This window comes from Actinoplanes sp. SE50/110 (assembly GCF_900119315.1).
Lineage (GTDB): Bacteria > Actinomycetota > Actinomycetes > Mycobacteriales > Micromonosporaceae > Actinoplanes.
Genome location: NZ_LT827010.1, coordinates 8,804,532 through 8,829,910, shown reverse-complemented (window position 1 = coordinate 8,829,910; position 25,379 = coordinate 8,804,532). Strand labels below are relative to the sequence as shown.

Below are 25,379 nucleotides of genomic sequence, written 5' to 3'. Positions count from 1 at the left end.
GTTGATCCACCGCAGCCGATGTGACGCGATCCACAATCGACGACGTGAAATCTTCCATTCCGGACAACGGGATTCCGTTCTGTCCCCGGCGCCTGTGAGGATGCAGGCCAACCGACCACGGGGGAAGGTTTCAGTGACGTTTCCAGTGAAACGCCTACGACGACGCCTGCTCGCAGGCGTTGCCGTGGGAGTGGCGAGTGTCCTCGTCACACCGCAGATCGCGGTGGCGACGCCGTACGTGCGGGCGCCGCTCGCGGCCGCACCGCAGGAGTTGACGGTGCAGCAGGCGCTGGAGCGTCTGCTGGGCGGTCAGGAGCGGGCGTCGTCGCCCGCGAACGATCCGGTCGACGACGCCGAGCTGGACCGGATGCTGGTCCAGGATCTGGCGGACTACGACGCGGATCCCGAGGTGCGGGCGGCGGCGGCCGCGGCGCTGGCCACCGGCGACGCGGCGAAGATCCGGGACTTCCTGGACAACGGCCTGCCGGTCTATCGCAAGGACGCCGAGCAGCATAAGAAGGACGAGGCGGAGCGGAACCGGGCGCAGATCGACGAGTGGCTCGAGACCGGTGGCCCGCTCGTGCGCAAGAACGGGCAGGCCGCGCTGGACTCGGGCAGCGATGCCAAGATCGCTGACTTCGTGGCCACCGGGCACGCGGCGGCCGAGCTGGCCGACCAGCAGGATGTGCTGAGCGCCGCGCAGAAGGCGCAGATGATCCAGGCCCGGGTCGAGCAGATGGTCGCGCAGGGCGGCTACGAGGTGCAGGAGCTCGGCCAGGCGGCACTGGACAGCGAAGATCCGGCGATCATCGAGGACTTCTACCTCAACGGTTACCAGCTGGCCGCGCAGCAGGACGCGGCCGCACAACAGCAGATCACCGATGCCCTGGCCGCCCGCGCGAAGGCGGTCGCGGACCTGACCGATCTGGCGCAGCGGGCCGCGCAGGCCGCGGACGCGCAGCAGAAGATCATCCAGGCGAGCGTCACCGCGACGACCGCCCTGACCGACGTGTCCGCCACGATGGGCCTGGCGAACCGGAACGCCAAGCAGGCCGACGCGGTCTACGCCGCCGACCTGCCGCTGCGTACCGCGGGCAAGCCCACCCACACCGCGGACCTGACCAGCCTGCGCACCGTCGCGTGCCAGGACGCGGCCAACGCCGCGCACAGCGCCGACCAGGCCACCGCGCAGGCCGGTGTCGCGGCCACCGCCGCGGCCACGCTGGAGAAGACCGGCCTGACCCACGGCATCACCTGGTCCGAGGTGACCCAGGCGCAGTCGGACGCGGCGGCCGCGGGCCGGTTGGCCGCCGAGACCGCGTGTCATGCGGCCGAGGCGACCGAGGCGGCCGGCAAGGCCCTGGACGCCGACCACAGCGCGACCGTCGACGCGAACAACGCGGTGAAGTACCGGCAGGCCGCGGAGCGCGAGCAGGCCGCCGCGGAGAAGCTGGCCGACAAGGCGGAGAAGCTCGCCGCCGCCGCGCAGGCCGCCGCCGCGGACGCCAAGGCGCAGCGGCTGCGGGCCGAGAGTGACGCGGCCAGCGCGCGACAGCATGCCGACAATGCCGCCGCGTACTACGAGGACGCCCGGCAGAAGCGCGCGGTCGCCCGAGCGGCCGCCGCGGCCGCGATCCAGCATTCGCTGAACGCGTACGACGCGGCGAAGCGGGCGATCGACCAGCAGAACATCGTCGTCGCCAAGGGCGCCGTCGCCAAGCAGAAGCAGGACGAGGCGCTGGCCGCCGGTGCCCGCTTCAAGGACAAGGCGGATCGCGCGCAGGCGCTGATCACGAAGGCCTCGAAGGACAACGAGAACACCAAGTCCAAGGAGTTCGAGGCGCAGGCGGCCGAGGCCCGCCAGCTCGCCGCGGAGACGGCCTGCAAGAACCCGCAGACGGCCAACGGCTGTCCGGGGACCGCCGACATGCAGAAGATCCGCGCCGACGCGGCTCAGATGCGGACCGTGGCGAACCAGGCCAAGACCGCATCGGACGCGTCGAAAGCGGCTTCGGACACGGCGGCGGGGGAGTCGTCGGCGGCCGCGGCGGAGGCCCGGGCCGCGGCGGCCGCGGCGTCGGCCGCCGCCGCCGACGCGCGCGCGGCAGCCGCCCAGGCCCAGCAGGCCAGGCAGGACGCGGCGGACGCGAACGCGGCCGCGTCCCGGGCGATCAAGGACGCGAACAAGGCGAACGCCGACGCGCGGACGGCGGTGCAGACCGCCCGGACCGCGATCAACAAGGCGACCGCCGCGCGGGCCGACGCCGACCTGACCGCCAAGTCGGCGCAGGACGCGGCGCGCCAGTCCGCGATCGCGACGTTCGAGTCGCGGGTGTCCGGCCGGGCCGCGCTCGACGCCCGCACCTCGGCGTCCGGGATCGCCGATCCCGCGATGGCCGCGATCGACGTGGCCGCCGCCTACGGTGCGACCGACAACGACGCCGCGCTGGCCGCGGACGTCGCCGGCAACGCGATGCTGATCGGCGACGACCAGGCCGCCGCGGCGCAGCGGCACGCCGACGACGCGGCGGCCGCCGCGATGCACGCGCAGCAGATGGCCGACCTGGCGGCGGCGCAGGTCAAACCGGCGTACGTGGCGGCGCAGAAGGCGGCCGCGGCGGCCAACCGCGCTGTCAAGGCGAGCCAGGTCGCGGTCGCGGCCGCGACCCAGGCCGCCAAGGAGGCGCGGGGCGCCCTGAAAGCCGCCGCGGACGCCGCCGACGCCGCACAGGACGCGGCCGGTTGGGCGGACGGCGCGGCGGACATGGCGGCGCAGGCCGGCAGTGACGCCGGTGCGGCGCAGCAGGCGGCGAACAACGCGGCCGGTTTCGCGAAGAAGGCGAAGCAGGCCTCGGACAACGCGAGCGCGCTGTCCAAGAAGATCACCGGGGTCAGCGACACGATCTCGTCGATCTCCGAAGCGATGTGGAGCGTCGCCCAGTCGATGGGCACGATGGCGCACACGCTGCAGGACATCGCCTGGCAGGCGTACAACGCCGAGCAGGCGGCGGCAGAGAAGAAGCTCAACGACTGGATCGACGACAAGGCGAAGTGGCTCAACGACCACATCGGCGGGTCGGACGTCACGAAGGGCTTCATCGACGGCGCGGCCGGCATGGTCAAGGGGATCATCCAGACCAGCAACTGCGTGACCGGCACGTTCCTGGGCACCGACGCGGCCACCGACGAGTACACGGTGCCCGACGTCAGCTACCTGCCGAACTCGGACAAGTCCTGCAAGATGCTGGTCAAGGGCGTCAAGGACCTGCTCAGCGACCCGAAGCAGCTGCTGCATTGGGACGACTGGAAGAAGAACTGGAAGTACGCGCTCGGCGAGACCCTGTTCGACGCGACGTTCTTCCTGGTCACCGACGGCACCGGGCTGATCACCAAGATCGCCGAGAGTGGCATCGCGGCGACGGCCAAGCAGGCGATCAAGGACATCGCCAAGCTGTCGGCCAAGGACATGGCGGCCGGCGTCGTCAAGTTCGGCACCGAGAAGCTGGTCAACGCGATCAAGGAACTCGGCGCCACCGCCACCGCCCGGATCATCGAGCTCGGCGAGTCCCTCGGTGAGAAGCTCAAGATCACCTTCAACCCGGACGAGCTGAAGGCGATGTCGAACGCCATCGGCCTCAAGGGCATCGACGCCGTCGAGGGCGCGCTTCGCGACCTCAAGGACTCGCCGCTCATCAAGGGCCTGGAGGATTTCGCCGAGGAGTGCTTCGAGGGCAAGAACAGCTTCGCTCCCGGCACGCTCGTCCTGCTCGCCGACGGCCGTACCGAGCCGATCTCGGAGATCGGCATCGGCGACCGGGTGCTGGCCACCGACCCGATCACCGGGGCCACCCGGGCCGAGCCGGTGACCGCGCTGCACCGCAATTACGACACCGCGCTCGTCGACCTCGCCGTCGCCGACCGGGCCGGGCACCGCAGCGTCGTGCACACCACCGAGGAGCACCCGTTCTGGGACGCCACCACTCGATCCTGGACCGACGCCGCGGCCCTCAAGCCGGGCGACCGGCTGCGCGGGCTCGCCGGGGCGAACGCCCGGGTCGCGTCCGTCCGCTCATTCACCGGCGGCCGGATCATGCACAACCTCACGGTGGCCGAGCTGCACACGTACTACATCCTGGTGGGCGGCGCGCCGGTGCTCGTGCACAACTGCGCCGACCTGATCGCCGACGACGGCAAGTTCCAAGGCCAGGCGCATACCCTGGACGAGCACGTCGACCCCGACCTGGCGGCTTCCCAGAAGCTGGCCATCGAGAAGACCGCGAAGCTCGGCTACGAGGTCAAGAACAGTGTCTTCACCGACCTGCAGACCGCGCAGTCGGTCGTCGACTATGCGATCGCCTTCAACAAGGACCGGATCGGGAAGTGGCTCAGCAACAAGGACGCACCTCAGGAGCTTGCCTGGCAGGGGAAATTCGGCGCCAAGAATTCGCTGGGTGTCGCGACGGATGTCCGGGGCCTGCAGACAGCGTGCGGAAACGGCTTCAGGATCGTCCTCAAGAAGGCGCCGGGGCATAAGAGCGGCTTCTACGTCTTCACCGCGTTTCCGATCTGAGGGAGGGATCCGCCATGCCGCTGTCACCGTTCGACCGGGGAATCACCGCCCTGGCGGGAACCTTCTTCGGTCCCGAGTGGCTGCACCACGGTGATCGGTTCGACGTGCTGCGCCTCGCCTACGGCGCGGAGGCCGACCCGGGTGCGGTCGCGGCGACACGGCAGGAAGCCCTGCTCATGCTCGGGGGCCTGGCCACCACAGCGGTTCAAGCGCTGTGGCAGGCGGGCACCCGGGCCTGGGTCGGCATCAAGCATGCTCCGGACGCCGGCCACCAGTGGATGCGCGAGATCGTCGCCTTCTGCGACGAGTGGTCCGCGCGTCATCCCGGCCCGTCGTCCGGCGCAGAGCCGGCGGACGACGGCCGGGAACTGCTGACTTCCGTGCTCGCCCTCATCGCCGAGGTACGGATTCCGGACCGGGAGGTGACCGACGCGTTGGCGGACTGTGCCCGGAACTGCACTCCAGACCTCGCCCTGCGCTGGCTCCTCCAGGTTTTGAGCGTGGCTGATCACCCGCTGCTCACCGCGTCGCAGTACGACGTGGTCACCCAACTTGCCGAGCACCTGAAATACGGCGAATACGTGCTGCCCGACCGGGGCGTCATCGTCGCCGACTGAAGTTTTCTGTTTCCATCAACGGGGAGAATCTGTGTCCACCAAACGTCAGGCCGCACATCTGCTGCTGGCCGGTCTCACCGCCACCACCGTCTGGTCCACCGTGCTGACCGCCCCGGTGTACGCCGCCGGCAGCACCACCGCCGCCGCCGCGAGTGTGGTGGCCGATCCGACGAACCTCGCCACCGACGAGGACAAGGTCAAGGCCGCCGGCGCCATCGGCGTCAACCCCGGGATCGACATGTTCGTCCTGAACGACCAGGCGTTCGTCTTCGCCATCTACCAGCGGGACGAGGCCGGGCCGGCCGTGAAGGCCGAGGCGCTGCGCGTCTACCTGTCGTCCGATTCACACGCCGCCTACGACTTCATCGTCCGCGGCATCTTCGTCGCGGCCGGCGACGACGCCCAGGCCAAGATCGCCGAGACGGCCGCGCGGGCCCGCCGGAGCTCGGTGGCGGTCACCGTCGGACTGGACTCGTCCGAGATCGCGCTGATCGAGAAGAACGACCGCGACTTCATCTTCGCGGTGTGGCAGCGGGTCACCGCCGGCAGCCACGTCTGGACCGCGGCCCGCGACGCGATCGCCGACGGCACCGGCCAGGCCGAGTGGGACACCTTCCTGAACACCGGGGCCGCGGCCGCCGCCGACCTGGACATCCGGGAGGCGATCGCGAAGGCCGACGCCGAGCAGGCCGCGAAGCTGCGGGCCAAGCAGCTGGCCGACGCCAAGACGTCGCTGCTGCAGCTGTTGCTGCTGCCGGTGACCGACGAGGAGGTCAACGCCCCGAACCGGCAGTACGTGCTGTTCGTGCACAACAACGCCAAGGGTTCCGAGGTCTCGCTGGCCTCCCAGGTCGCCCTCAACGCCCCCGACGACCAGCTCGACAAGGCGCTGAGCGACTTCATCTTCACCGGTGGCGCGGCCGCCAACAAGCGGGACGAGGACGCGGCCGCCGCCAAGGAACTCGCCGGTTACAAGACCCGCGTCACCGCCATCCGCGACGCCGCCAAGGCCGACGCCTGGCAGCCGAACCTGGCCGCCGCCGCCGACGCGGCACTGAACACCGGGACCGTGGTGTCCCTGCAGACGTTCCTGCTCAAGGGCCAGGACGTGGCGCGCCAGCAGGACAACGAGTACGCGGCGACGTTCGTCCGGGACTTCAACGGGGACGGCAAGCGCGACATCGCCGGGATCGACGCCAACGGCGACCTGAAGGTGTACGTCGGTGACGGCGCCGGCAAGCTGGCCGAGGGCGGCGCGATGTGGCCGGTCGGCGGTTCCTGGAAGAATCACAAGTTCATCACCTCGGCGGACTTCAACGGCGACCAGAAGACCGACGTCGTCGCCATCGACGCCCGCGGCGACCTGAAGCTGTACACCGGCAACGGGGCCGGCAAGGTGGCCGAGGGCGGCGCGATGTGGCCGACCGGCGGCGCCTTCACCAACTACAAGGCGATCATCGCGGGTGACTTCAACGGCGACCGCAAGACCGACATCGCCGGGATCGACGCGGCCGGCGCGATGCGGCTGTACCTGGGTGACGGTGCCGGGAAGGTGACCGACGGCGGCACCATGGGCGGCAGCTGGGGCGGCTTCAAGGCCGTCGTCGCGGGCGACTTCAACGGCGACCGCAAGACCGACATCGCCGGCATCGACGCGAACAGCGACATGAAGCTCTACCCCGGTGACGGCGCTGGCAAGATTACCGCGGGCACCGCGATGTGGGCGCTCGGCGGCAAGTGGGCCGGTTTCAAGGCCATCGTCGCGGGCGACTTCAACGGCGACAAGAAGACCGACATCGCCGGCATCGACGCGAACAGCGACATGCGGCTGTACGTCGGTGACGGCGCCGGCAAGCTCTCCGGCGGCACCGCGATGTGGGCCACCGGCGGCAAGTGGGCCGGCTTCAAGCGCATCGGCTGACACCCACACCACAACCACAGCCACAACCGCAAGCCACAACCGCAAGCCACAGCCCACCGAGACGGTCCCACCAACCGCCCCCCGCGTAACGCGGGGGCGCGGGGGGCTCGGCCCCCCGGCTGGCATGCGAGGGGGCCCGGTCCGCGCTTTCCGCGGACACGGGCCCCCGTCACCGAGCCCCCAGTCGGACTCGAACCGACGACCTCCCGTTTACAAGACGGGTGCTCTAGCCAACTGAGCTATAGAGGCGACCGGATCAGCATAACGTCTTGAAATGCGATCACCATCTTGGCAGGTGGTAGGAAAACAAATACGGTGGCGAGGCAGTTCCTTCTACTCGGATCGTCCGGCACGTTCCTGCCGGTGGAAAGGAAGTCGATTCACCATGGCTACCGTCACGTACGAGAAGGCCTCCCGGATCTACCCGGGTTCTGAGCGCCCCGCGGTCAACGAGCTGAACCTCGAGATCGGCGACGGCGAGTTCCTCGTCCTGGTCGGCCCCTCCGGTTGTGGCAAGTCCACCAGCCTGCGCATGCTCGCCGGTCTGGAGGATGTGGACCGCGGCCGCATCCTGATCAACGACAAGGACGTCACGCACCTGCCGCCGAAGTCCCGCGACATCGCGATGGTGTTCCAGAACTACGCGCTCTACCCGCACATGACGGTGTACGAGAACATGGCGTTCGCCCTGAAGCTGCGCAAGACCCCGAAGTCGGAGATCGACCGGGCGGTCAAGGAGGCCGCGGCCCTCCTGCAGCTGGAGGAGTACCTGACCCGCAAGCCGAAGGCGCTCTCCGGTGGTCAGCGTCAGCGTGTCGCGATGGGCCGCGCGATCGTGCGTCAGCCGCAGGTGTTCCTCATGGACGAGCCGCTGTCGAACCTCGACGCCAAGCTCCGCGTCCAGACCCGTTCGCAGATCGCGACCCTGCAGGCGAAGCTCGGCGTCACCACCGTGTACGTCACCCACGACCAGGTCGAGGCCATGACCATGGGGCACCGGGTGGCGGTCATGCTGGACGGCGTGCTGCAGCAGGTGGACACCCCGCGGGCGCTGTACGACACCCCCGGCAACGTCTTCGTGGCCGGCTTCATGGGCTCCCCGGCGATGAACATCAAGACCGTGCCGCTGACCGAGGCGGGCGCCAGCTTCGGCGCGCTGACCATCCCGCTGACCCGCGAGCAGGTCGCCGCGGCGCAGAGCGGCGACGGCAAGGTGACCGTCGGCTTCCGCCCGGAGGCCGCCGACATCGTCACCGAGCAGGTCGGCGCGCTGCCGATCGTCGTCGACCTGGTCGAGGACCTGGGCTCGGACGCGAACGTCTACGGTCACGCCGACCTGGCCGGCGGCTCGGAGCGTTTCGTGGTCCGCACCGAGCGTCGCACCATGCCGCACATGGGCGAGACGGTCTACATCAAGCCGCAGACCAACTCCCTGCACGTGTTCCACGCCGGCAGCGGCGCCCGTATCTGACGTCAGGACGCGAGAAGGCCGCCCGCCCGGGCGGCCTTTTTCGTGGTGAAACGACGATTCAGCCGGCGAAGCGGGCGATCAGGTAGTCCTTGTCGCCGGCGCAGGCGATCACCGATCGGTTCCACGAGCAGGTGGAGCTGCGCACGTCGCGCAGCCGGCCGATCAGGGCCGGCTGGTCGCCGAGGTGCACCCCGGTCAGGATCCGGTCGTCGACCGACGGCGACAGCGTGTCGGAGAAGCGCAGCACGTTGCCGGCGTCGAGGCGGACCGCGTCTCCCGGCTCGTCGGTCCACTGCGCCTTGCCGTCGGCGCCGAGCAGCGTCGTGGATTTGCCGGTGGTGACCAGCACCGCGTCACCGACCGGGACGAGGGTCTCGGCCTGCGGGGCCGGCCGGCGCCAGGTCTCCTTGTGGGCGGTCAGGTCGTACGCCACGGCCTCGGCCTTGTCCCGCTGGTAGCCGGCGGTTTCGACGAAGCAGATCCGGTCGTCGCCGCACGGCGTCAGGTCGGTGACCTCGGCGCCGTTGCGTGCGGTGTGCAGCACGGCGGGTTCGGCGGTGTCGAAGTTCTTCAGGTCGTACGCGACGAGCCGGTCGGTGGCGGACTCTTCGACGAACAACCGCCCGTGGTGCGCCACCATCTTGTCGCTGCTGTACGCGACGTTGCTCCGGGTCTTGCCCACCTTGCCGGTGGCGAGGTCGACGATCCGGGCCGACCGGTCGCCGGCCACCTGCACGATCCGGCCGTCGCCGGCGTCGTCGGCGACCGGGAAGCCGTCGTTGGTGGCCGGTCCGGTCAGGCCGTCCGGGGTGGTGACGTCCAGCACGGTGCTGTTCGCCGAGCCGTCCGGGTTCGCGTCCCGCCAGCGTTCCGTGCCGGTGGTCAGGTCCAGGCCGATCAGGTTGCCGTCGGTCCGGTCGACGAGCAGCAGGATGCCGGCCCGGAACAGCATCGTGTCGCTGCTGCCGAACGCGTGTTCCCAGCGTTTGTGCCCGGTGCGGCCGTCGAGGACGACGAGCCGGCCGGTGCTCTGGCTGGTGCTGTAATCCGGGTCTGCGACCAGCGCCACCGCGTCGGGCAGCGCGGTCATCGAGTGCCAGCTGTGCGCGGTGCCCGCCTCGGTGCTGCGCCACAGCTCCTTGCGGGTGCCGGTGTCGGCGGCGACGACTCCGGCGGTGCCCTGCTCGTCGACGCTCGCGAAGTAGGCGCGGTCGCCGCGCACCTGGGTGGCCGCCCAGGTGGAGGAGATCGCGGCGACCGGCGGGAAGTGCGCGACCCGGTCGAGCTCGTGGTAGTCCAGGGCCCGGAAACCGGGCCCCAGCAGGATGGTCGCGGCGATCCCGAGGGCCACGGCGGCGGCCACCGCGGCGCCGCCCAGGACCCAGAACCCTTTCTTGTACGAGGTGGTGCCCGCTCGCGGCTGATGAGCGGCGTACGTCGATCCGCTCGTGCCCCCGGCGGGCGGACCGGCCGGGGAGCTCGGTGCGACCGGCGGGGTGACCGTGGTCGGCGGCTCGGCGTCGTGCCCCGCCCGGACCGGCGGCGCCGCCTCGGCCATCTGCGCGGCCTCGGCCACGTGCGCCGCCTGTGCCATCTGCGCGGCTTCGGCCACCTGCGCCGCCTGTGCCATCTGCGCCGCCTCGGCGGGGTGGGCCGCGCTGTCGGCCCACGGGTCGACCGGGGCGGTGTAGCGGATCGACGGATCCTCGGTCGAGGCGGGGCGCGGCGGCAGCGGGTCGTCCATCCGGGTGTCGGTGCGGACGGGCGGCTCGTGCGGAGCGGTCGGCGGAGTCGGCGTGGGGGTGGCCGCGGCGGCGGTGCCCGTGGCGTACACAAGCGGATCGGGAAGTTGATCTTGATCTTGCTCGTGGCCGTGCGCGGCGGTGTCCTCGGAGCCGTCACCGGGAGCTGGCATTTCGTGGGCCTCCGCCGTCGTGGTTTCGGCCCGTCATGGTACCGAGCGGCGGCCCGCGGGCCAGGCTTGGCCGAACCCGTCGCGCGTCGGGCATTTAAGGTGGTCGTCATGCGGATCGAACGCGTGACGGACGCCGACGAGGTGCGGCGCGGGGCCGGGCTCTTCGACGCGCCGCCGATCGACGAGGCGACCGAGCGGTTCCTCCGGGATCCGACGCACCATCTGCTGTTCGCCTACGACGACGCCGGGACGCCGATCGGGATGATCTCCGCGGTGGAGACCACCCATCCCGACAAGGGGACCGAGATGCTGATCTACGAGCTCGCGGTGGTGCCGGTGGCCCGGCTGCAGGGGGTCGGGACGGCGCTGGTCAGGGCGCTGACCGAGATCGCGCGGGCGAACGGGTGTTACGGGATGTGGGTCGCCACCGAGACGGACAACGCAGCGGCGCAGGCGACCTATCGGGCCGCGGGCGCCTCCGACGAGACCACGTTCACACTGCTCAGCTGGGATCTGCTCACCGGCTGACGGCGGTCGTCCGGCTGACCGGCCAGAGGTAGGGCAGGTCGTCCGGGACGTCGCCGAAGACCGGACGGTAGGTGGCCGGGTCCTTGCGCAGCAGCGCGGACTGATGGCTGCGGTGCAGATCCGGATCGCCGAGCCAGGGCGGCAGCCCGACGATCCGGGCCAGCTCCGGCTGGGTGCGGACCGTGCTGATGCCCTTGGCGGCGCCCAGGTCGGCGAGCAGGGTGTCCGCGCAGGTGTCGGCATGGCCGGAGGCGGTCCACACCTCGCACATCGCCAGGCCGTAGCGGACCAGGGCTTCCTCGTAACCGCGCCACATCAGGACCGCGGGATGGTGCCGCCAGCCGTAGTCGTGCCGGGTGAGGCCGCGCAGTACCTGGATCGTCTCGACGCGTTGCTTGCCGAGCCGTTTCTGATCGAGGACCCGGGCGCTCGCCAGGAAGTCAGGGTAGGGCAGAAAAGTCTGCATGCCGGGGAAATGCCCTGGTGGGAGCCGCTGAAACGGCTCTCACCAGGGGTGCTTCAGTCCGCCGAGGGGATGTCGATCGGCTCCTGGAGCAGCCGCGGATCGTCCACGTTGGAGGCCAGGCTTCCGGACGGGATCACCGACGGGCTCATGGAGGGATCCACGGACGCGCTCATGGTCGGCTCCGGGCTGGCCGACGGCGCGACCGAGGCCGGGTGCTTCGGCCGGCTGCTCTCCGGGAGCAGGTCGGCCGGGGCGACCGGCGAGCCGCCGAGCGGCAGTCCGGCCAGGTTGGCCCGGTTGGTGGTGGGCAGGCGCCGCGGCAGGCCGCGCACGGACAGATCGCCGTCCAGGTCGTCGAGCAGCGGGTACTGGCGGGAGGCGCTCTCCACGGTGTGGCTGCCGTCCGGCAGGATCCCGCTGATGATCGGCAGCCGGCCGCCGCCGAGCAGCGGCAGTCGCACCGCGCCGGTGTTCGTGTCGGTGAGCGGCACGCCCTTGAGCGACCCGCCGAACCGGTCGCCCGGGTGGTTGTGGATGCCGCCGCCGATCACGTCCGCGGCCGGCAGCGCGCCCCCGGCCTTCTCCTCGGGTGACCGTCCGATGCTGTTCTGCCCCGGCTTGACCTGGAACAGTTGCTGGTTGTCCTGGCTCAGGGTGAGCAGCGGGGCGCGGCCCAGCGGGTCGCTGCCGATCGGGCTGGACAGGCGCAGTCCGTTGGTGCGCGACAGCACGTCGTCGACCGGGCCGCCGACCGGCGAGGCGGGGTCCGCGAGGGCGGGCCCGGTCGCTCCGAGGATGAATAGGAGTCCTCCGGCGATCGCACCGGCATACCACAACTTACGCACTGATCTTCTCCAGACGGGTTGCTGGAAATAACGGACGAATGGTGTCGAGTGGGGCAACGGGCGTCCCCACGGGCCGGTAACGGCTGACTACGATTCGTGAACGTGAGTACGGAGATCCACCCCGACGCCGAAAACCTGCCCCACCTGGTCGTCTGCGGCGCCGATGCGCTGGTCTGGACACTCGCCGAGGAATTGGCGAATTCCCGCCATCGGATCAGGCTGACGGTGATCACTCCGCACCACATCCGGTCCGACGTCCCCGACCTGAAGATCCTCAAGAAGGTGGGCGTCGAGCTGCGCCACGCCGACCGGCTGGACGAGCAGGCGTTCGAGGACGCCGGCCTGGCCGGGGCGACCGCGCTCGCTCTGGTCATGCCGGACGACATGGTCAATCTGCACGCCGCCCTGTGCGCCCGCGAGGTCGAGCCCCGGCTGCGGGTGGTGGCCCGGATGTTCACCACCGGGCTGGCCGGCAGCCTGGCCCGGATCTTCCCGGACAGCGAGGTGCTCTCCGACGCGGAGATGGCCGCCCCGGCCTTCGTGGCGGCGGCGCTCGGCGAGGTCGCGCCGACCCACTTCAGCTACGGCGACCGGACCCTCTACGTCGCCCAGCGCGCCGATGTGCCGGCCCGCAACGTGGTGCTCACCCTGCGCTCCGGTGTCCTCCTGCCGGCCGAGCCGGCGCCCGGTGCGGCGGGCCCGGACGATCTGGTGCTGGCTCAGGCGGTCGGGTTGCCCGCCGGCGACGACGTGACCCGCCGGGTGCTGGCCCGGGCCGGCCGTAGCCGCCGTCCGCTGGGCGGCCTGGGCCGCGCGCTCCGCGCCGCCCTCAACCGCAAGCTCGGCATCGCCGTCCTGATCACGCTGGGCACCACGATGCTGGCCGGTGCCGTGCTGAACATCTGGGACGGCACCCGGCACAACCTGTGGCAGTCGATCTACGTCACCCTGATGACCGCGGTCGGCGCCTCCGACGTGCAGGACAAACGCAACCCGGTCGCCCAGGCCGCCCAGCTGGTCCTGACCATCGGCGGCCTGGCCCTGCTCCCGCTGGTCACCGCCGCCGTGGTCGACGGCATGGTGAACGCCCGCCTGGCCCTCGCCCAGGGCCGCCTCACCGGCGAACTGCGCGACCACGTCGTGCTGGTCGGCCTCGGCAACGTCGGCACCCAGGTGCTGCGGCAGCTGCACGCGCTCGGCGTCCGGGTGGTGGCCATCGACCGGCATGCCGACGCCCGGGGCGTGAAGTCCGCCCAGCGCCGCGGCCTCCCGGTCATCATCGGCGACGCCGCCCGCGAGGAGACCCTGCGATCGGTCTCCATCGAGACCTGCCGCGCCCTGGTCGTCCTGTCCACCAACGACTCGGTGAACCTTCAGGCCGCCCTGCACGCCCGGGCCATCCGCGACGACCTGCGGGTCGTGCTGCGCCTGTTCGACGACGACTTCGCCCAGCGCATCGGTGCCGCCTTCGACATCAACACGTCCCGCAGCGTGTCCCGTCTGTGCGCCCCGGTCTTCGCCGCCGCACTGCTGGAGCACAACGTCAGCGTCAGCATCCCGGTCGACCGCCAGGTGCTGGTCGTCGGCACGGTCACCGTCCGCGAGGGCTCGGACCTGGACGGCGCCCTGCTGACGGCCGTCGACAAGCCCGGCCAGACCCGGGTGATCGGCATGTCCTCGGCCGGCCAGGGCTGGATCGACTGGCGCCCCGACCCCCGCCGCCTGCTCGTCACCGGGGACCGGATCCTGGTCGTCGCCCGCCAGAGAGCCCTGCGCGCGCTGGCCCGCTAGGAGACCAGCTCCTCCGCCTCGACGCCGAGAACCGCCTGCTCGTCGGGCTTGTTGACGAGAACCTCGGTCAGATACGACTGCACCGCCGGGCCCATCCCCACGTCCCGGCCGGCCCGCTCGGAGAGCAACCACTTGTGCTGGATGATCTGGGAGAAGATCTCCTGCGGCTCCAGCTTGCGACGCATGGTGGCCGGGACCGCACGGACCACCGGCTCGAAGACCTCGGTCAGCCAGCGGTGCGCGGCCTGCTGTTCGTCGGTCAGCGCGCTCTCCGCGCGGTACGCGTCGAGGTCGTTGAGCAACTGCCGGGCCTGGTTCTCCTCGGCGTCCAGACCGGTCAGGCGCATCAGCCGGCGGGTGTGGTAGCCCGCGTCCACCACCTTCGGCCGCACCCGGTATCCGCCGTCCACGGTGGACATGGACACCTCGGCGACGTCGAAGCCCATCTCGTTGAGCCGCCGGATGCGCCGCTCGATGTGGTGCCGGGCGTCCTTCGCGACCTCCTGCTCATAGGTCACCTCGTGCCACAGCCGCTCGTAACGGGCCACGATGTCGTCGACCACCGTCTCCGGGTCGATCGACTCGTGCAGCAGCTCGGCGGCCTGCAGGTCGAGACACTCGCCGAAGATGTTGAGGCGCAGGATCTCGATGTCCTCGCTGCGCTGGCCCTCGGAGAGCCGGGGGTACAGGTTGCCGGTCTCGGCGTCGACCAGATACGCGGCGAAGGCGCCCGCGTCGCGGCGGAACAGCGTGTTGGACAGCGAGCAGTCGCCCCAGGAGAAGCCGGTCAGGTGCATCCGGACGATCAGCGCGGCCAGCGCGTCGAGCAGCCGGTTCATCGTCTCCGGGCGCAGCACCCGGGAGAACAGCGCGCGGTACGGCAGAGAGAACTGCAGGTGCCGGGTGACCAGCACGGTCTCCAGCGGCTCGCCCTCCGGCGTCTGCCGGTCGGTGGCGATCGCGATCGCCTGCACGGCCGGGAAGTCGATCCGTTCCAGGGCGCGCAGCAGGTCGTACTCCTTCTCGGCGATCCGCTCCCGGGTCTCCTTCATCGCGTAGACGACGCCGTTCAGCTTGACGAAGCGGACGACGTGCCGGGAGATGCCCTGCGGCAGCGCGACCAGATGGTCGGCCGGCCAGTCCTCCAGCGGCACGTGCCACGGCAGGTCCAGCAGCGCGGGGTCGATGAGGGCGGAGGTGATGCGCACCGGTCAAGTGTGCCCGTTCGCTCTCCGCGTCGTGCTCGTACGTGGCTCGTTACACAGGTGCGAAACCGCCTTCGAGCACCGGGAGTGGCATGCGACGCAAGACAGTGTTCGTCGTCGGAGCGTGCGCGGCCCTCGTGCTGGCCGGGGTGGCCGGCGCGGTGACGGCGACGCGCGGCGACGACCATCCGGCCCGGGTGTGGCACTCGGCGCCCGGGGTGCCGAAGGTGCGGGTGGCCGCCGAGGCGACGCTGCGTGCCGTGCCGTCACCGACGTCACGCGCGGCGAAGAAGGTCGATGAAGCGCCGGTCGTCAAGGCGCCGGATGACCTCCGCCACGCGCCGATCGTCGAGTCCGCACAGGTCCCGGACGAGCCGGGCCGGCAGCAGGTCGGCGAGCTGCTCAGCGTCGGCAGACTCCTCGGCTATCTGGCCGGCCCGCCCCGGGAGACGTTCCGCTATCCCGGTGCGTCCTACGTCAAGCTGCACTTCGCCCGGATGGCCATGCTGCCCGGCGACTATGTGACCGTGTCGAACCCGGCCGGGACCGAGTCGTACCGCTACCAGCCCGGCAGCACCGGCCGGTGGGCCATGTCGATCACCGGGGACACCGCGGTGGTCCAGGTGCACCGGGCGCTCGACCCGCTCGGACTGCGGTCCGCCCTCGACGGCCTCGGCGTGACCGTCGACCGCGCGGCGCGCGGGTTCAGTCGTACCGAGCAGGCCCGTGTCCCCGAGGAGACCACCGTGCGCCCGGGCCGGACCGGGCGCGAGGAATCCATCTGCGGCCCGGACACCTCCGCCGACGCGGTCTGCTACCAGTCGGCCGACCCGGTCGCCTACGTCAAGTCGAAGGCGATCGCCCGGCTGCTGATCAACGGCACCGAGTTGTGCACCGGCTGGCGGGTCGGGCCGAAGAACCGGATGCTCACCAACAACCACTGCCTGACCACCTCCGAAGAGGCCTACGACACCGAGGTCTGGTTCAACTACCAGTGCGCCAAGTGCGGTGGGTACGACGTGTTCAAACCGACCAAGGTCTGGGGCGACCGGGTCTTCTCCACCGACCACGTGCTCGACTACACGCTGTTCAGCGTCGACGCCTTCGAGACCATCCAGCAGTTCGGCTATCTCACCCTCGATCCGGCCCGCCCGGCCAAGGGCACAGAGTTGTACGTGCCGCAGCACCCGGCCGGCGAACCCACCCGGATCGCCGGGGCGAAAGGTGACAAGGCCGGCAACTGCGCCGTCGAGGACGCCGACTACACGGGGTACGTCGCGCATTCCGACGTCTCGTACCTGTGCGACACCGCGGGCGGCTCGTCCGGCTCCCCGGTGCTGTCCCGCAAGACCAACCGGGTGGTGGCGCTGCACCACTTCGGCGGCTGCCCCAACTCGGGCGTCCGTGGCGACCTGCTGGCCGCGAAGTTGCGGGCGTACCTTTAACTTCAACAGATGATCCGACGCCGCATCCTGTCCTGGTGGCCCGACCTGCTGCTGCTCGCGGCGTTCGCGGCCCTGACCGGGGCGCTGATCACCGGCCACCTGCTCACCCTCGATCAGCGGGTGGCCGACTGGGCGTTCGACCACCAGCCCGCGGTGCCGTACTGGACCGCCCGCGTCTTCAACTACCTGGGCCAGGGCGGCAAGGTGCTCACCCCGGTCGCCCTGATCCTCACCGGCCTCCTGGCCCATCGGACCCGGTCGGTGCGGGCACTGCTCCCGTTCATCGCCGCCTACGTCGTGACATATGTGACGATCGGTCCGATGAAGCTGTATTTCGACCGGGCTGCACCGAGCTATCCCGGCCCGTTCAAGACCGAGATGTTCAACCCGGTCGCCAGCGGCCAGGATGCGCGCAGCTTCCCGTCCGGGCACGTGGGCAACTCGCTGGTCTGGTACGCCGTCTTCGCCATCCTGATCGCCGAGCTGCTCCGCCGGAGGCTGACCCGGCGGGAGTCGTTTGCGATCCGGGTGCTGCCGGTTGCCGCGGTGTTCGTGACCACGGTCTACACCGGTTTCCACTGGCTCACCGACTCGCTCGCCGGCCTGCTGCTGGGCCTCGTCCTGGCGCGCCTGATCGAGAGAATTCCCTGGGACGACATCCCGCTGCCCGCAGCGGGCGGCTGGTCGCGGCCCGCTTTCCGGGATTCGGCCGTACGCGGCTAGCCCCGCCCCTCGTCCCTCCTTCTCCACGTCGCGCCGTCTCCGACGCGTCCTTGTGGGATCGCGGGCGGGTCAGGTGCCTGCACCGTCGGCGAGGCGGTCCAGCAGGGCCGGGATCCTGGCGAGCAGTCGCTGCTCCTCCGGGGTGAGCCGGCTGGCGATGGCGGCCGCCACCCAGTCGCGACGGGCCGCCCGGTCGGTGTCGAGCACGGCCGCGCCGGTCTCGGTCAGGGTGATCACGAACCCGCGGGCGTCGGCCGGGTTCGGCGCGCGACTGACGTAGCCGAGCCGGTCGAGTTCCGCCACGGTCCGGCTCATGCTCTGATGCGTCACCCGGCGGCGCGCGGCCAGCTCGCCGATGGTGTGCGGCCCCTCCCGGCTCAGATAGCCCATGGTCTCCGCGTGTGTCCGCGGCAGCGAGTCGGCGTGCGCGCGGGTGGTGCGCACCAGCCGCCCGATCGACTGGCGCAACTGTTCGGCGATGTCGGCGAGATTCGGCTCGGTAGGCATGGTGCTAATGTACAACAGTGTTGTACAACAGTGTTGTACAAAACGGAGGGAGTTCGACATGGAACTGACCAAATTCGGCCACGCCTGTGTGGTCCTGGAGCACGACAACCGTCGCCTGGTGATCGACCCCGGCGCCCTGACCCCGGAGGACGCCTTCGCCGGCGCTGACGCGGTGCTGGTCACGCACGAGCACTTCGACCACTTCAGCGCCGAGAAGCTGTCCGCCGCGCTGGCCGCCAACCCGGCCCTGCGGCTCTGGACCAACACCGCGGTCGCCGAAGCCTTCGACGGCGACCCGGCGCGGGTCCACGTGGTCGGCGAGGGCGACGCTTTCCAGGCCAACGGCTTCGAGATCCGCGCCTACGGCGAGTGGCACGCCGAGCTGCACCCGGACATCCCCCGCGTGCCCAACATCGGCTTCCTGATCGACGACGCCGTCTTCCATCCCGGTGACGCCCTGACCGTGCCCGACGTCCCGGTCACCACGCTGCTGCTGCCGATGCACGGGCCGTGGTCCCGGGTCGCCGACCTGATCGACTGGGTCCGTGAGATCAAGCCCGCCCGGGCCGTGGGCGTCCACGACGGCGCCCTCAACCCGCTCGGCCAGGCCATGATCGGCAACTTCCTGGGCGACCGGAGCCCGGCCCCCACCGGAGTGCCCTTCGTCCACCTGGCGCCGGGTGCCGCCCTGCCGTTGGGCTAGGTGCCCAGGTAGCGCAGGACGGCGAGGACGCGGCGGTTGTCCGCGTCGGCCGGGGGGAGGGCCAGCTTGTCGAAGATGGCGGCCACGTGCTTCTCCACGGTGCCGCCGGAGACCGTGAGGGCGTCGGCGATGCCCGCGTTGGAGCGGCCCTCCGCCATCAGCGCCAGCACGTCACGCTCGCGCGGCGTCAGCGCGGCCAGCCCGTCGGCCCGGCGGGTGGCCCGCAGCAACTGGCCGACGACCTCCGGATCGAGCGCGGTGCCACCGGTGGCCACCCGGACCAGCGTGCCGACGAACTCGGCGACGTCGGCCACCCGTTCCTTCAGCAGGTAGCCGGCGCCCGTCGCGTTGCCCTCCAGCAGCCGGGCGGTGTACCGGGTCTCGATGTACTGCGACAGCACCAGCACCCCGACCTCCGGATGCCGGCGGCGGATCTCGAGGGCGGCGCGCAACCCCTCGTCGGTGTACGTCGGCGGCATCCGGATGTCGGCCACCACGATGTCGGGCCGGTGCTCGGTCACCGCGTCGAGCAGCGCGTCACCGTCGCCCACGGCCGCACACACCCGATGCCCGTGATCCTCGATCAGCCGGGTGAGCCCGGCCCGGAACAGCACCGCATCCTCAGCGATCACCACCCGCACGCTCCCGCCGGCCCCCGGGCTGAGGTCACGGTCGCCCGCCCCCACGGCCGGCGCGGCATGGCGGCTATCACCGCCCAGGGTGGGTGTGGGACGGCGGTCGTCGGCGTCCAGGGCGGGTGTGGGACGGCGGTCGTCGGCGTCCAGGGCGGGTGCGGCGCGGCTGGCGTCGGCGCCCAGGGCGGGTGGGGTCCGGTGGCCGGTCATGCGTGCAGGGGGAGTTCGACGGTGACCTCCGTGGGGCCGCCGGGCGGGCTGGCGATGGTGAGCCGGCCGTCGACCACGGCGACCCGCTGCGCGAGGCCGGTCAGGCCGGTGCCGCGGGCCGGGTCGGCGCCGCCCCGGCCGTCGTCGGCGACGCTGAGGCGCAGCACGTCGCGCCGGCCGGCGGCCCGGACGGCGAGCCGGTTGGCGCTGCTGTGCTTGGCGGCGTTGGCGAGGAGTTCGGCGGCGCAGAAATACGCGATCGACTCGATGGCCGGGGTGGGCCGGACCGGGATGTCGACGTTCAGGTCGATCGGCATGGCGCGGTCCGCGGCGAGCGAGGCGAGCGCGTCGGCCAGCCCGTTGTCGAGCACCGGCGGGTGGATGCCGCGGATCAGGCCGCGCAGGTCGGCCAGGGCTTCCCGGGTGCCGCGGAGCGCGGCGTCGAGCAGCTCGCGGGCGGCTTGCGGGTCGGGCACCGGGCCGGTGGCGCCGAGCTTCTCCCGGGCCATGCCGAGGTTCATGGCGAGGGTGGCCAGCCGGATCTGGGCGCCGTCGTGCAGGTCGCGTTCGACCCGGCGGAGCAGCGCGGCCGCGTCGTCGACCGCCAGCGCCCGGCTCACCTCCAGGTCGTGGACCCGCTGGGCGAGCCGCCCCGGCCCGAGCAGGCGGCCGATCAGGTGCGCGTCGGCGGTGACCGCGGCCCGGGTGACCCAGGGCGCGGCCAGCAGCATCGCGGCGCCGGCCGCGGCCGCGGCGAACGTGCCGGGCAGGGTCGCGACCCGGAACGTGCCCTGCCCGAACAGACCGAACGGCGTGTACACCGGCAGCGGGCTGAGGTGCACCCCCGGCGCGTGGTTGCGGAACGCGCCCCACCACAGTGGATATCCCAGGTTGACCAGCCCGCCCACCCAGAAGAACACGGCATAGCCCTGGAGCAGCGCGACCGGCAGCTTGATCATCTGGTAGGCGATGACCCGCCAGCCGCTCGCACCGTCTGGCGGGGTCGCGACCCGCACCCCGAGCCAGCGGGCCGCGAGCCGCCGGTGCAGCCCGCCCAGCCGGGCCGCCGCCCCGGTCCGCACCACCAGCCCGATCAGGACCGCCAGGCTGACCGCCGCGGCCACGATCTCGGCCGGCGACGGGTTGCGCCGACCGTCGTCGACGACCCACCAGAGCAGATCGACGAGGGCCACGAACAGCACCGGCGGGCTGATCAGCGCGAACGGCAGCCCGGACAGGCAGAACATCAGCTCGCGGCCCGGGCGCCGGTGCGACGTCGTCGGGGACGGGTCCATGCCGCCATCCTTCCCTTACGCGTCGCGCCGGGCCAGCAGCCATCCGCCGATGGTCAGCGCGACCGCGGCGTACAGCGACATCATCCCGATCCCGGCCCACGCCGACAGGAAGTGCGGGCACGCCTCGCCGCCGCAGTTCACCGGCCGGGTGGTGCTCAGTGAGTTCTCCAGGATCAGCAGCGGCATGTACGCCGCGACCGCGTGCGCCATGATCCCGAGGAACTGGGCCACCACGTACACTCCGGCGACCAGCACCCCGATCGCGGCCGGGCTGTGCCGGACGATCGCGCCCAGGCCCAGGCCGAGCAGCCCGATCAGGCTGAAGGCGGCCCCGGACAGCACCACGGCGCGCAGCACGCCCGGATCGCCGAGTGTGGGCGCCGGGACGCCGGCGCGCAGGGTGGCCCGCACCGCGACATAGGCGAGGAACGCCGCGATCTCCCCGGTGAGCAGCGTGACCGCCCCGAACACCGCGGCTTTGGCGGCCAGCATCAGCGGGCGCCGCGGGACGGCGGCCAGCGTGGCCCGGATGGTGCCCGAGGAGTACTCCCCGGTCGCGGTGAGCACCCCGAGCACGCCGGTGAGCAGCAGGCCGGGGACGACGCCGGCGAGCGCGTTGTTGACCACGTCGCCGGAGCCGTCGCGGGTGTTGTGGCCCACCGCCAGTCCGATCCCGACGGTGGCGGCGATCGTGACGGCGAGGGTCCACCAGGTCGAGCGCAGGGTGCGCAGTTTGATCCATTCCATGCGGGCGGCCTGGACCGGCCCGTATCCGCGCGTGGTCACGACGTTGCTCCCCGATACTCGACGGATCCGCTGGTGAGCTGGAAGAACGCGTCCTCCAGGGAGGCGGCCTCGGCGGACATCGCGGCGACCGTGGTGTCGGCGAGCAGGCGGCCCCGGCCGATCACCACGAGCCGCTCGGCGGTCAGCGCCATCTCGCTGATCAGGTGGCTGGAGACGAACACCGTGCGGCCCTGCGCGGCCAGCGAGCGCAGCAGGGTGCGGATCCAGCGGACACCCTCCGGATCGAGACCGTTGACCGGCTCGTCGAGCAACAGCACGCCCGGGTCGCCGAGCAGCGCGGCGGCGACGCCCAGCCGCTGGCCCATGCCGAGCGAGAACTTCCCGGCCCGTCGCCCGGCCGCACCGGTCAGGCCGACCATGTCGAGCACCTCGTCGACCCGGGACCGGGGCACGGCGTTGCTCGCGGCCAGTGCGGCCAGGTGCCCGCGGGCGGTGCGGCCCGGGTGGAACGCCTTGGCCTCCAGCATCGCGCCGACCTCGCGCAGCGGCCAGCGCAGCTCGCGATAGCGCCGCCCGCCGATGGTGGCCTGGCCGGCATCGGGCCGGTCCAGCCCGAGGATCATCCGCATCGTGGTGGACTTGCCCGACCCGTTCGGGCCGAGGAAGCCGGTGACGGCGCCGGGCCGCACGTCGAAGCTGAGGGCGTCGACGGCGACCGTCCGTCCATATCGTCTGGTGAGTTCGCGTGCCTCGATCACCCTGGCAACGCTATTCAGCCGAGGCCCCGGAGAGCACCCGGCTGACCTCCGTCTTCTACTGGGGGAAAACCCCCACCCCGGCCCGCAGCACCCGTCGCGGCGCGAGATCGGCGTCCAGCACCACGACGTCGGCGCGCAGGCCGACGGCCAGCGCCCCCCGATCCGCGAGCCCCAGCAGCCGAGCCGGGGTGGTCGACGACATCGCCACCGCGGTCTCCAGCGGCAACCCGGCGGCCACCGCGTTGCGCACCGCCACGTCCATGGTCAGCGTGCTCCCCGCGATCGCCCCGTCCCGGGCCAGTCGCGCCACCCGGTCGGCCACCACGACCGCCTGCCCGCCGAGGTCGTATTCCCCGTCCGGCATCCCGGTCGCCGCCATCGCGTCGGTGACCAGAATGGACCGGCCCGGCGCGCTGGTCGCGGCGAACGCCAGCATCCCCGGGTGCAGATGGATGCCGTCCCCGATGAGCTCCACCGTCGCGGTGGAGCTGAGCAGCCCCACCACCGGCCCGGGCTCACGGTGGTGCACCGGCCGCATCCCGTTGAACAGGTGGGTGGCCACGGAGGCACCCGCCGCCACACCGGCCAGGGTCTGTTCGTACGACGCGTCGGTGTGCCCGATCGCCGCGAGCACGCCGGCTTCGCGCAGACACGCGATCGCCGCGAGCGCTCCGTCCAGCTCGGGGGCCACGGTCATCATCCGTACGCCGCCCGCACCGATGGTGACCAGTTCTTCGATCTCGGCCAGGACCGGGTCGCGCAGGAACGCCGGGTTCTGCGCCCCGCACCGCGCCGACGACAGGTACGGGCCCTCGAAGTGGATCCCGGCGATCACCCCGTCGTCGACCAGCGGCCGGTAGGCGAGTGTCGCCTCCCGCATCAGCTCGAACGGCGAGCTGACCAGGCTGGCCAGCATGGTCGTGGTGCCGTGCCCGAGGTGGAACGCGGCCGCCGCGCGGGCCGCCGCCGGGTCGCCGGTGGTGAACGTGTGCCCGCCCCCGCCGTGGCAGTGCAGGTCGATGAAGCCGGGCACGATCACGTCGTCGCCGGCGGTGTCGTCGGCGACGATCGCGGCGATCGTGGCGTCCTCGATGTCGAGGTGCCCGGTGACGACGCCGCCGGGGGTGACGATCCGGCCGGAGATGCGGGTCATTGCGGGGTCCCCAGGGAGTCGAGGGCGAGCAGGGCGGCGCCCAGGCAGCCGGCGGTGTCGCCGAGCTCGGCCCGGACGATCTCGGGGGTGCGGTGGAAGGTGACCCGCCGGGCGAACGCTTCGCGGACCGGCACCAGCAGGTCGTCGCGCGCCTCGGCCAGGCCGCCGCCGAGCACCACCACGCTCACGTCGTAGAGCGCCTGCGCCGCGAGCAGCCCGTCGGCGAGCGCCTCGACGGCGTCCTGCCACACCCGGCCGGCCAGTTCCTCGCCGGCCGCGGCCCGGGTGGCCACGTCGAAGGCGGTGGCCCCGGCCTGCCCGGACAGTTCGGCGTAGCGGCGGCCGACGGCCCGGGCCGACGCCTCCGCCTCCAGGCAGCCGCGCAGGCCGCAGCCGCACGGGACGCCGCCGGGGCGGACCGTCACGTGCCCGATCTCGCCGGCCGCCCCGTGCGCGCCGGAGTAGCCGGTGCCGTTCACCACCAGGCCGCCGGCGATGCCGGTGCCGATCGCGACGAACAGCACGTGCCGGCGTCCGCGCCCGGCGCCCAGGCGGGCCTCGGCGAGGGCACCGACACGCACGTCGTGACCGAGGGCCGCGGGCAGCCCGAGGCGCCGCTCGGCAAGATCTTTCAGCGGTACGTCACGGAACCCGATGTTCGCCGACCAGACCGCGACCCCGGTGGTCTCGTCGACCACCCCGGGCACCGCGATGCCGGCCGCGATCGGGGTGAGCCCATCGGCGCGGGCCTTGCCGGCCAGCCCCTCGGCGACGCCCAGGATGTCCTCGGTGACCGCTTGCGGCCCCCGGCCGGCCAGGGTCGGGTGCCGTTCCTCGTGGTGCACCACCCCGCCCGGGCGGACCAGCGCGCACTTCATCCCGGTGCCCCCGACGTCGAGGGCGATGACGACACTGTCCGGCACGGCGAAGCGGGTCACAGCGAGTCGGGCAGCACGATGGACCGGGTCAGGCCGCTCGGGTTGTCCGGGTCGAGGCCCTGGGTGGTGGCCAGCAGCACGGCCACCCGCTGGGCGAGGACCAGGTCGGCCATCGGGTCGAGCGGGGCGCGCCCGCCGACCCAGCGGCCCAGCGACGCGTATCCGCCGTGGTGGCGGCTGTGCACGAAGGCGGCGCCGCGGGCCTCGACCTCGTCGGCCAGGCCGGGCGGGACGTCGCCGAAGGCCCACACCACGCGGCGCGGGCCGGCGATCGAGATCGGGCCGTGCCGGTAGTCCATGGCCGGGTAGGACTCGGTCCAGAAGCCGGCGGTCTCCCGGCACTTGAGCGCGGCCTCCTCGGCCAGGCCCACGGTCCAGCCCCGACCGAGGAAGGTGATCTGGTCGGTGAGCGCCGGGTGGACCGGCAGCGGCAGGCGCACGGCCACCTCCGCGTCCATCGCGGCGGCGTCGATGTCGTGGCCCAGGTGGGCCCGGAGCAGGGCCAGCACGCTGGTGGCGAAGCGGGTCTGCACGACCGACTTCTCGTCGGCGAAGTCCAGCACCACGGCGTTGCCGGCGATGTCGACGGCGGGCTGGGCCGGGTCGGCGGTGAGCACGGTGACCGGCGTGCTCTCGCCGACCGCGCGCATCACCTCGAGGGTCTCGGTGGTGGTGCCGGAACGGGTGATCGCGATGAGCCGGTCGTAGCGCCGCCCGTACGGGAAGTCGGAGGCCTGGAAGGCGTCGGTCTCGCCGTGCCCGGCCTGTTCCCGCAGCACCGCGTACGACTTGGCCATGAACCAGGAGGTGCCGCAGCCGACCACGGCGACCCGCTCGCCGCGGGCCGGCAGTCCGGGTGCGTCGGCCAGCTTGGCGGCCTGCCGCCAGCAGTCCGGTTGGCTGGCGATCTCCGCCTTAACGTGCGTCATGGCTCAT

General features: G+C 71.8%; 21 protein-coding genes and 1 tRNA gene. 9 read left to right on the top strand and 13 right to left on the bottom strand.

All coding sequences use genetic code 11. From position 1 onward, the window contains the following. Positions 1 to 184: 184 nt before the first annotated feature. Genes ACSP50_RS39550 through ACSP50_RS39540 form a run of 3 tightly spaced genes read left to right on the top strand, consistent with a single transcriptional unit; the run spans position 185 to position 7,108 of the window. A complete protein-coding gene (locus ACSP50_RS39550) occupies positions 185 to 4,570 on the top strand; it encodes a polymorphic toxin-type HINT domain-containing protein (protein ID WP_014694952.1) in 4,386 nt (1,461 codons plus the stop codon). 14 nt (positions 4,571 to 4,584) lie between these two features. Continuing rightward, positions 4,585 to 5,187, top strand: coding sequence for a hypothetical protein (locus ACSP50_RS39545; protein WP_014694951.1), 603 nt, complete (start codon positions 4,585 to 4,587; stop codon positions 5,185 to 5,187). Positions 5,188 to 5,218: 31 nt separating this feature from the next. After that, positions 5,219 to 7,108 carry a VCBS repeat-containing protein gene (locus ACSP50_RS39540; RefSeq protein ID WP_014694950.1) on the top strand — a complete coding sequence of 630 codons (1,890 nt, stop codon included), beginning with the start codon at positions 5,219 to 5,221 and terminating at the stop codon, positions 7,106 to 7,108. Between the two features lie 175 nt (positions 7,109 to 7,283). Here the strand turns inward: ACSP50_RS39540 and ACSP50_RS39535 are convergent. After that, a tRNA-Thr gene (locus tag ACSP50_RS39535) sits at positions 7,284 to 7,357 on the bottom strand. Between the two features lie 136 nt (positions 7,358 to 7,493). Here ACSP50_RS39535 and ACSP50_RS39530 point away from each other — a divergent pair. Continuing rightward, positions 7,494 to 8,579, top strand: coding sequence for an ABC transporter ATP-binding protein (locus tag ACSP50_RS39530; protein ID WP_014694949.1), 1,086 nt, complete (start codon positions 7,494 to 7,496; stop codon positions 8,577 to 8,579). Between the two features lie 58 nt (positions 8,580 to 8,637). On the opposite strand, the gene ACSP50_RS39525 is transcribed toward ACSP50_RS39530, so the two are convergent. Next, positions 8,638 to 10,494 carry a PQQ-binding-like beta-propeller repeat protein gene (locus ACSP50_RS39525; protein WP_014694948.1) on the bottom strand — a complete coding sequence of 619 codons (1,857 nt, stop codon included), beginning with the start codon at positions 10,492 to 10,494 and terminating at the stop codon, positions 8,638 to 8,640. A gap of 108 nt (positions 10,495 to 10,602) precedes the next feature. On the opposite strand from ACSP50_RS39525, the gene ACSP50_RS39520 reads away from it, so the two are divergent. Continuing rightward, positions 10,603 to 11,022, top strand: coding sequence for a GNAT family N-acetyltransferase (locus ACSP50_RS39520; RefSeq protein WP_014694947.1), 420 nt, complete (start codon positions 10,603 to 10,605; stop codon positions 11,020 to 11,022). Here ACSP50_RS39520 and ACSP50_RS39515 read toward each other — a convergent pair. After that, on the bottom strand, positions 11,012 to 11,488 hold the full coding sequence (locus ACSP50_RS39515; protein ID WP_014694946.1) for an MSMEG_6728 family protein: 477 nt from the start codon (positions 11,486 to 11,488) through the stop codon (positions 11,012 to 11,014). The two genes, ACSP50_RS39520 and ACSP50_RS39515, sit on opposite strands and share 11 nt — an antisense overlap. Positions 11,489 to 11,541: 53 nt before the next feature. Then, the gene (locus ACSP50_RS39510; RefSeq protein ID WP_014694945.1) at positions 11,542 to 12,333 is read right to left on the bottom strand and encodes a Cyclin G-associated kinase; all 792 of its coding nucleotides are present in this window, start codon (positions 12,331 to 12,333) and stop codon (positions 11,542 to 11,544) included. 102 nt (positions 12,334 to 12,435) lie between these two features. Between ACSP50_RS39510 and ACSP50_RS39505 the strand changes: the two genes are divergently transcribed. Further along, on the top strand, positions 12,436 to 14,124 hold the full coding sequence (locus tag ACSP50_RS39505) for a TrkA family potassium uptake protein (RefSeq protein WP_172898829.1): 1,689 nt from the start codon (positions 12,436 to 12,438) through the stop codon (positions 14,122 to 14,124). Here the strand turns inward: ACSP50_RS39505 and ACSP50_RS39500 are convergent. Next, positions 14,121 to 15,332, bottom strand: coding sequence for a DUF4032 domain-containing protein (locus ACSP50_RS39500; RefSeq protein ID WP_014694943.1), 1,212 nt, complete (start codon positions 15,330 to 15,332; stop codon positions 14,121 to 14,123). The genes ACSP50_RS39505 and ACSP50_RS39500 overlap by 4 nt on opposite strands. An 89-nt stretch (positions 15,333 to 15,421) precedes the next feature. On the opposite strand from ACSP50_RS39500, the gene ACSP50_RS39495 reads away from it, so the two are divergent. Both ACSP50_RS39495 and ACSP50_RS42855 read left to right on the top strand, forming a co-directional pair. Then, the gene (locus tag ACSP50_RS39495) at positions 15,422 to 16,774 is read left to right on the top strand and encodes a serine protease (protein ID WP_014694942.1); all 1,353 of its coding nucleotides are present in this window, start codon (positions 15,422 to 15,424) and stop codon (positions 16,772 to 16,774) included. Positions 16,775 to 16,783: 9 nt separating this feature from the next. After that, complete coding sequence (locus ACSP50_RS42855; protein WP_014694941.1) at positions 16,784 to 17,497, top strand: phosphatase PAP2 family protein; 714 nt, start codon at positions 16,784 to 16,786, stop codon at positions 17,495 to 17,497. A 69-nt stretch (positions 17,498 to 17,566) separates the two neighbouring features. Here ACSP50_RS42855 and ACSP50_RS39490 read toward each other — a convergent pair whose 3' ends face one another. Beyond that, on the bottom strand, positions 17,567 to 18,004 hold the full coding sequence (locus ACSP50_RS39490) for a MarR family winged helix-turn-helix transcriptional regulator (RefSeq protein WP_014694940.1): 438 nt from the start codon (positions 18,002 to 18,004) through the stop codon (positions 17,567 to 17,569). A gap of 58 nt (positions 18,005 to 18,062) precedes the next feature. Between ACSP50_RS39490 and ACSP50_RS39485 the strand changes: the two genes are divergently transcribed. Next, positions 18,063 to 18,707, top strand: a complete 645-nt coding sequence (locus ACSP50_RS39485; protein WP_014694939.1) for an MBL fold metallo-hydrolase — start codon at positions 18,063 to 18,065, stop codon at positions 18,705 to 18,707. On the opposite strand, the gene ACSP50_RS39480 is transcribed toward ACSP50_RS39485, so the two are convergent. The 7 genes from ACSP50_RS39480 to ACSP50_RS39450 all read right to left on the bottom strand — a co-directional run bounded on the left by ACSP50_RS39480 (position 18,704) and on the right by ACSP50_RS39450 (position 25,372). Beyond that, the gene (locus tag ACSP50_RS39480) at positions 18,704 to 19,348 is read right to left on the bottom strand and encodes a response regulator transcription factor (RefSeq protein WP_043516389.1); all 645 of its coding nucleotides are present in this window, start codon (positions 19,346 to 19,348) and stop codon (positions 18,704 to 18,706) included. The two genes, ACSP50_RS39485 and ACSP50_RS39480, sit on opposite strands and share 4 nt — an antisense overlap. A 200-nt stretch (positions 19,349 to 19,548) precedes the next feature. Then, positions 19,549 to 20,847 (bottom strand): histidine kinase, encoded by a 1,299-nt coding sequence (locus ACSP50_RS39475; RefSeq protein ID WP_014694937.1) that lies wholly within the window; start codon positions 20,845 to 20,847, stop codon positions 19,549 to 19,551. A gap of 15 nt (positions 20,848 to 20,862) precedes the next feature. Further along, complete coding sequence (locus ACSP50_RS39470) at positions 20,863 to 21,633, bottom strand: ABC transporter permease subunit (protein ID WP_014694936.1); 771 nt, start codon at positions 21,631 to 21,633, stop codon at positions 20,863 to 20,865. Next, positions 21,630 to 22,352 carry an ABC transporter ATP-binding protein gene (locus ACSP50_RS39465; RefSeq protein WP_014694935.1) on the bottom strand — a complete coding sequence of 241 codons (723 nt, stop codon included), beginning with the start codon at positions 22,350 to 22,352 and terminating at the stop codon, positions 21,630 to 21,632. Before ACSP50_RS39465 ends, ACSP50_RS39470 begins: the two co-directional genes overlap by 4 nt. Before the next feature lie 55 nt (positions 22,353 to 22,407). After that, entirely contained in the window at positions 22,408 to 23,505 is a 1,098-nt protein-coding gene (gene nagA / locus ACSP50_RS39460; RefSeq protein ID WP_014694934.1) for an N-acetylglucosamine-6-phosphate deacetylase, read from the bottom strand. Next, entirely contained in the window at positions 23,502 to 24,383 is an 882-nt protein-coding gene (locus ACSP50_RS39455; protein ID WP_231957087.1) for an ROK family protein, read from the bottom strand. Before ACSP50_RS39455 ends, nagA begins: the two co-directional genes overlap by 4 nt. A 56-nt stretch (positions 24,384 to 24,439) precedes the next feature. Continuing rightward, a complete protein-coding gene (locus ACSP50_RS39450; RefSeq protein WP_014694932.1) occupies positions 24,440 to 25,372 on the bottom strand; it encodes an SIS domain-containing protein in 933 nt (310 codons plus the stop codon). Positions 25,373 to 25,379 lie beyond the last annotated feature (7 nt).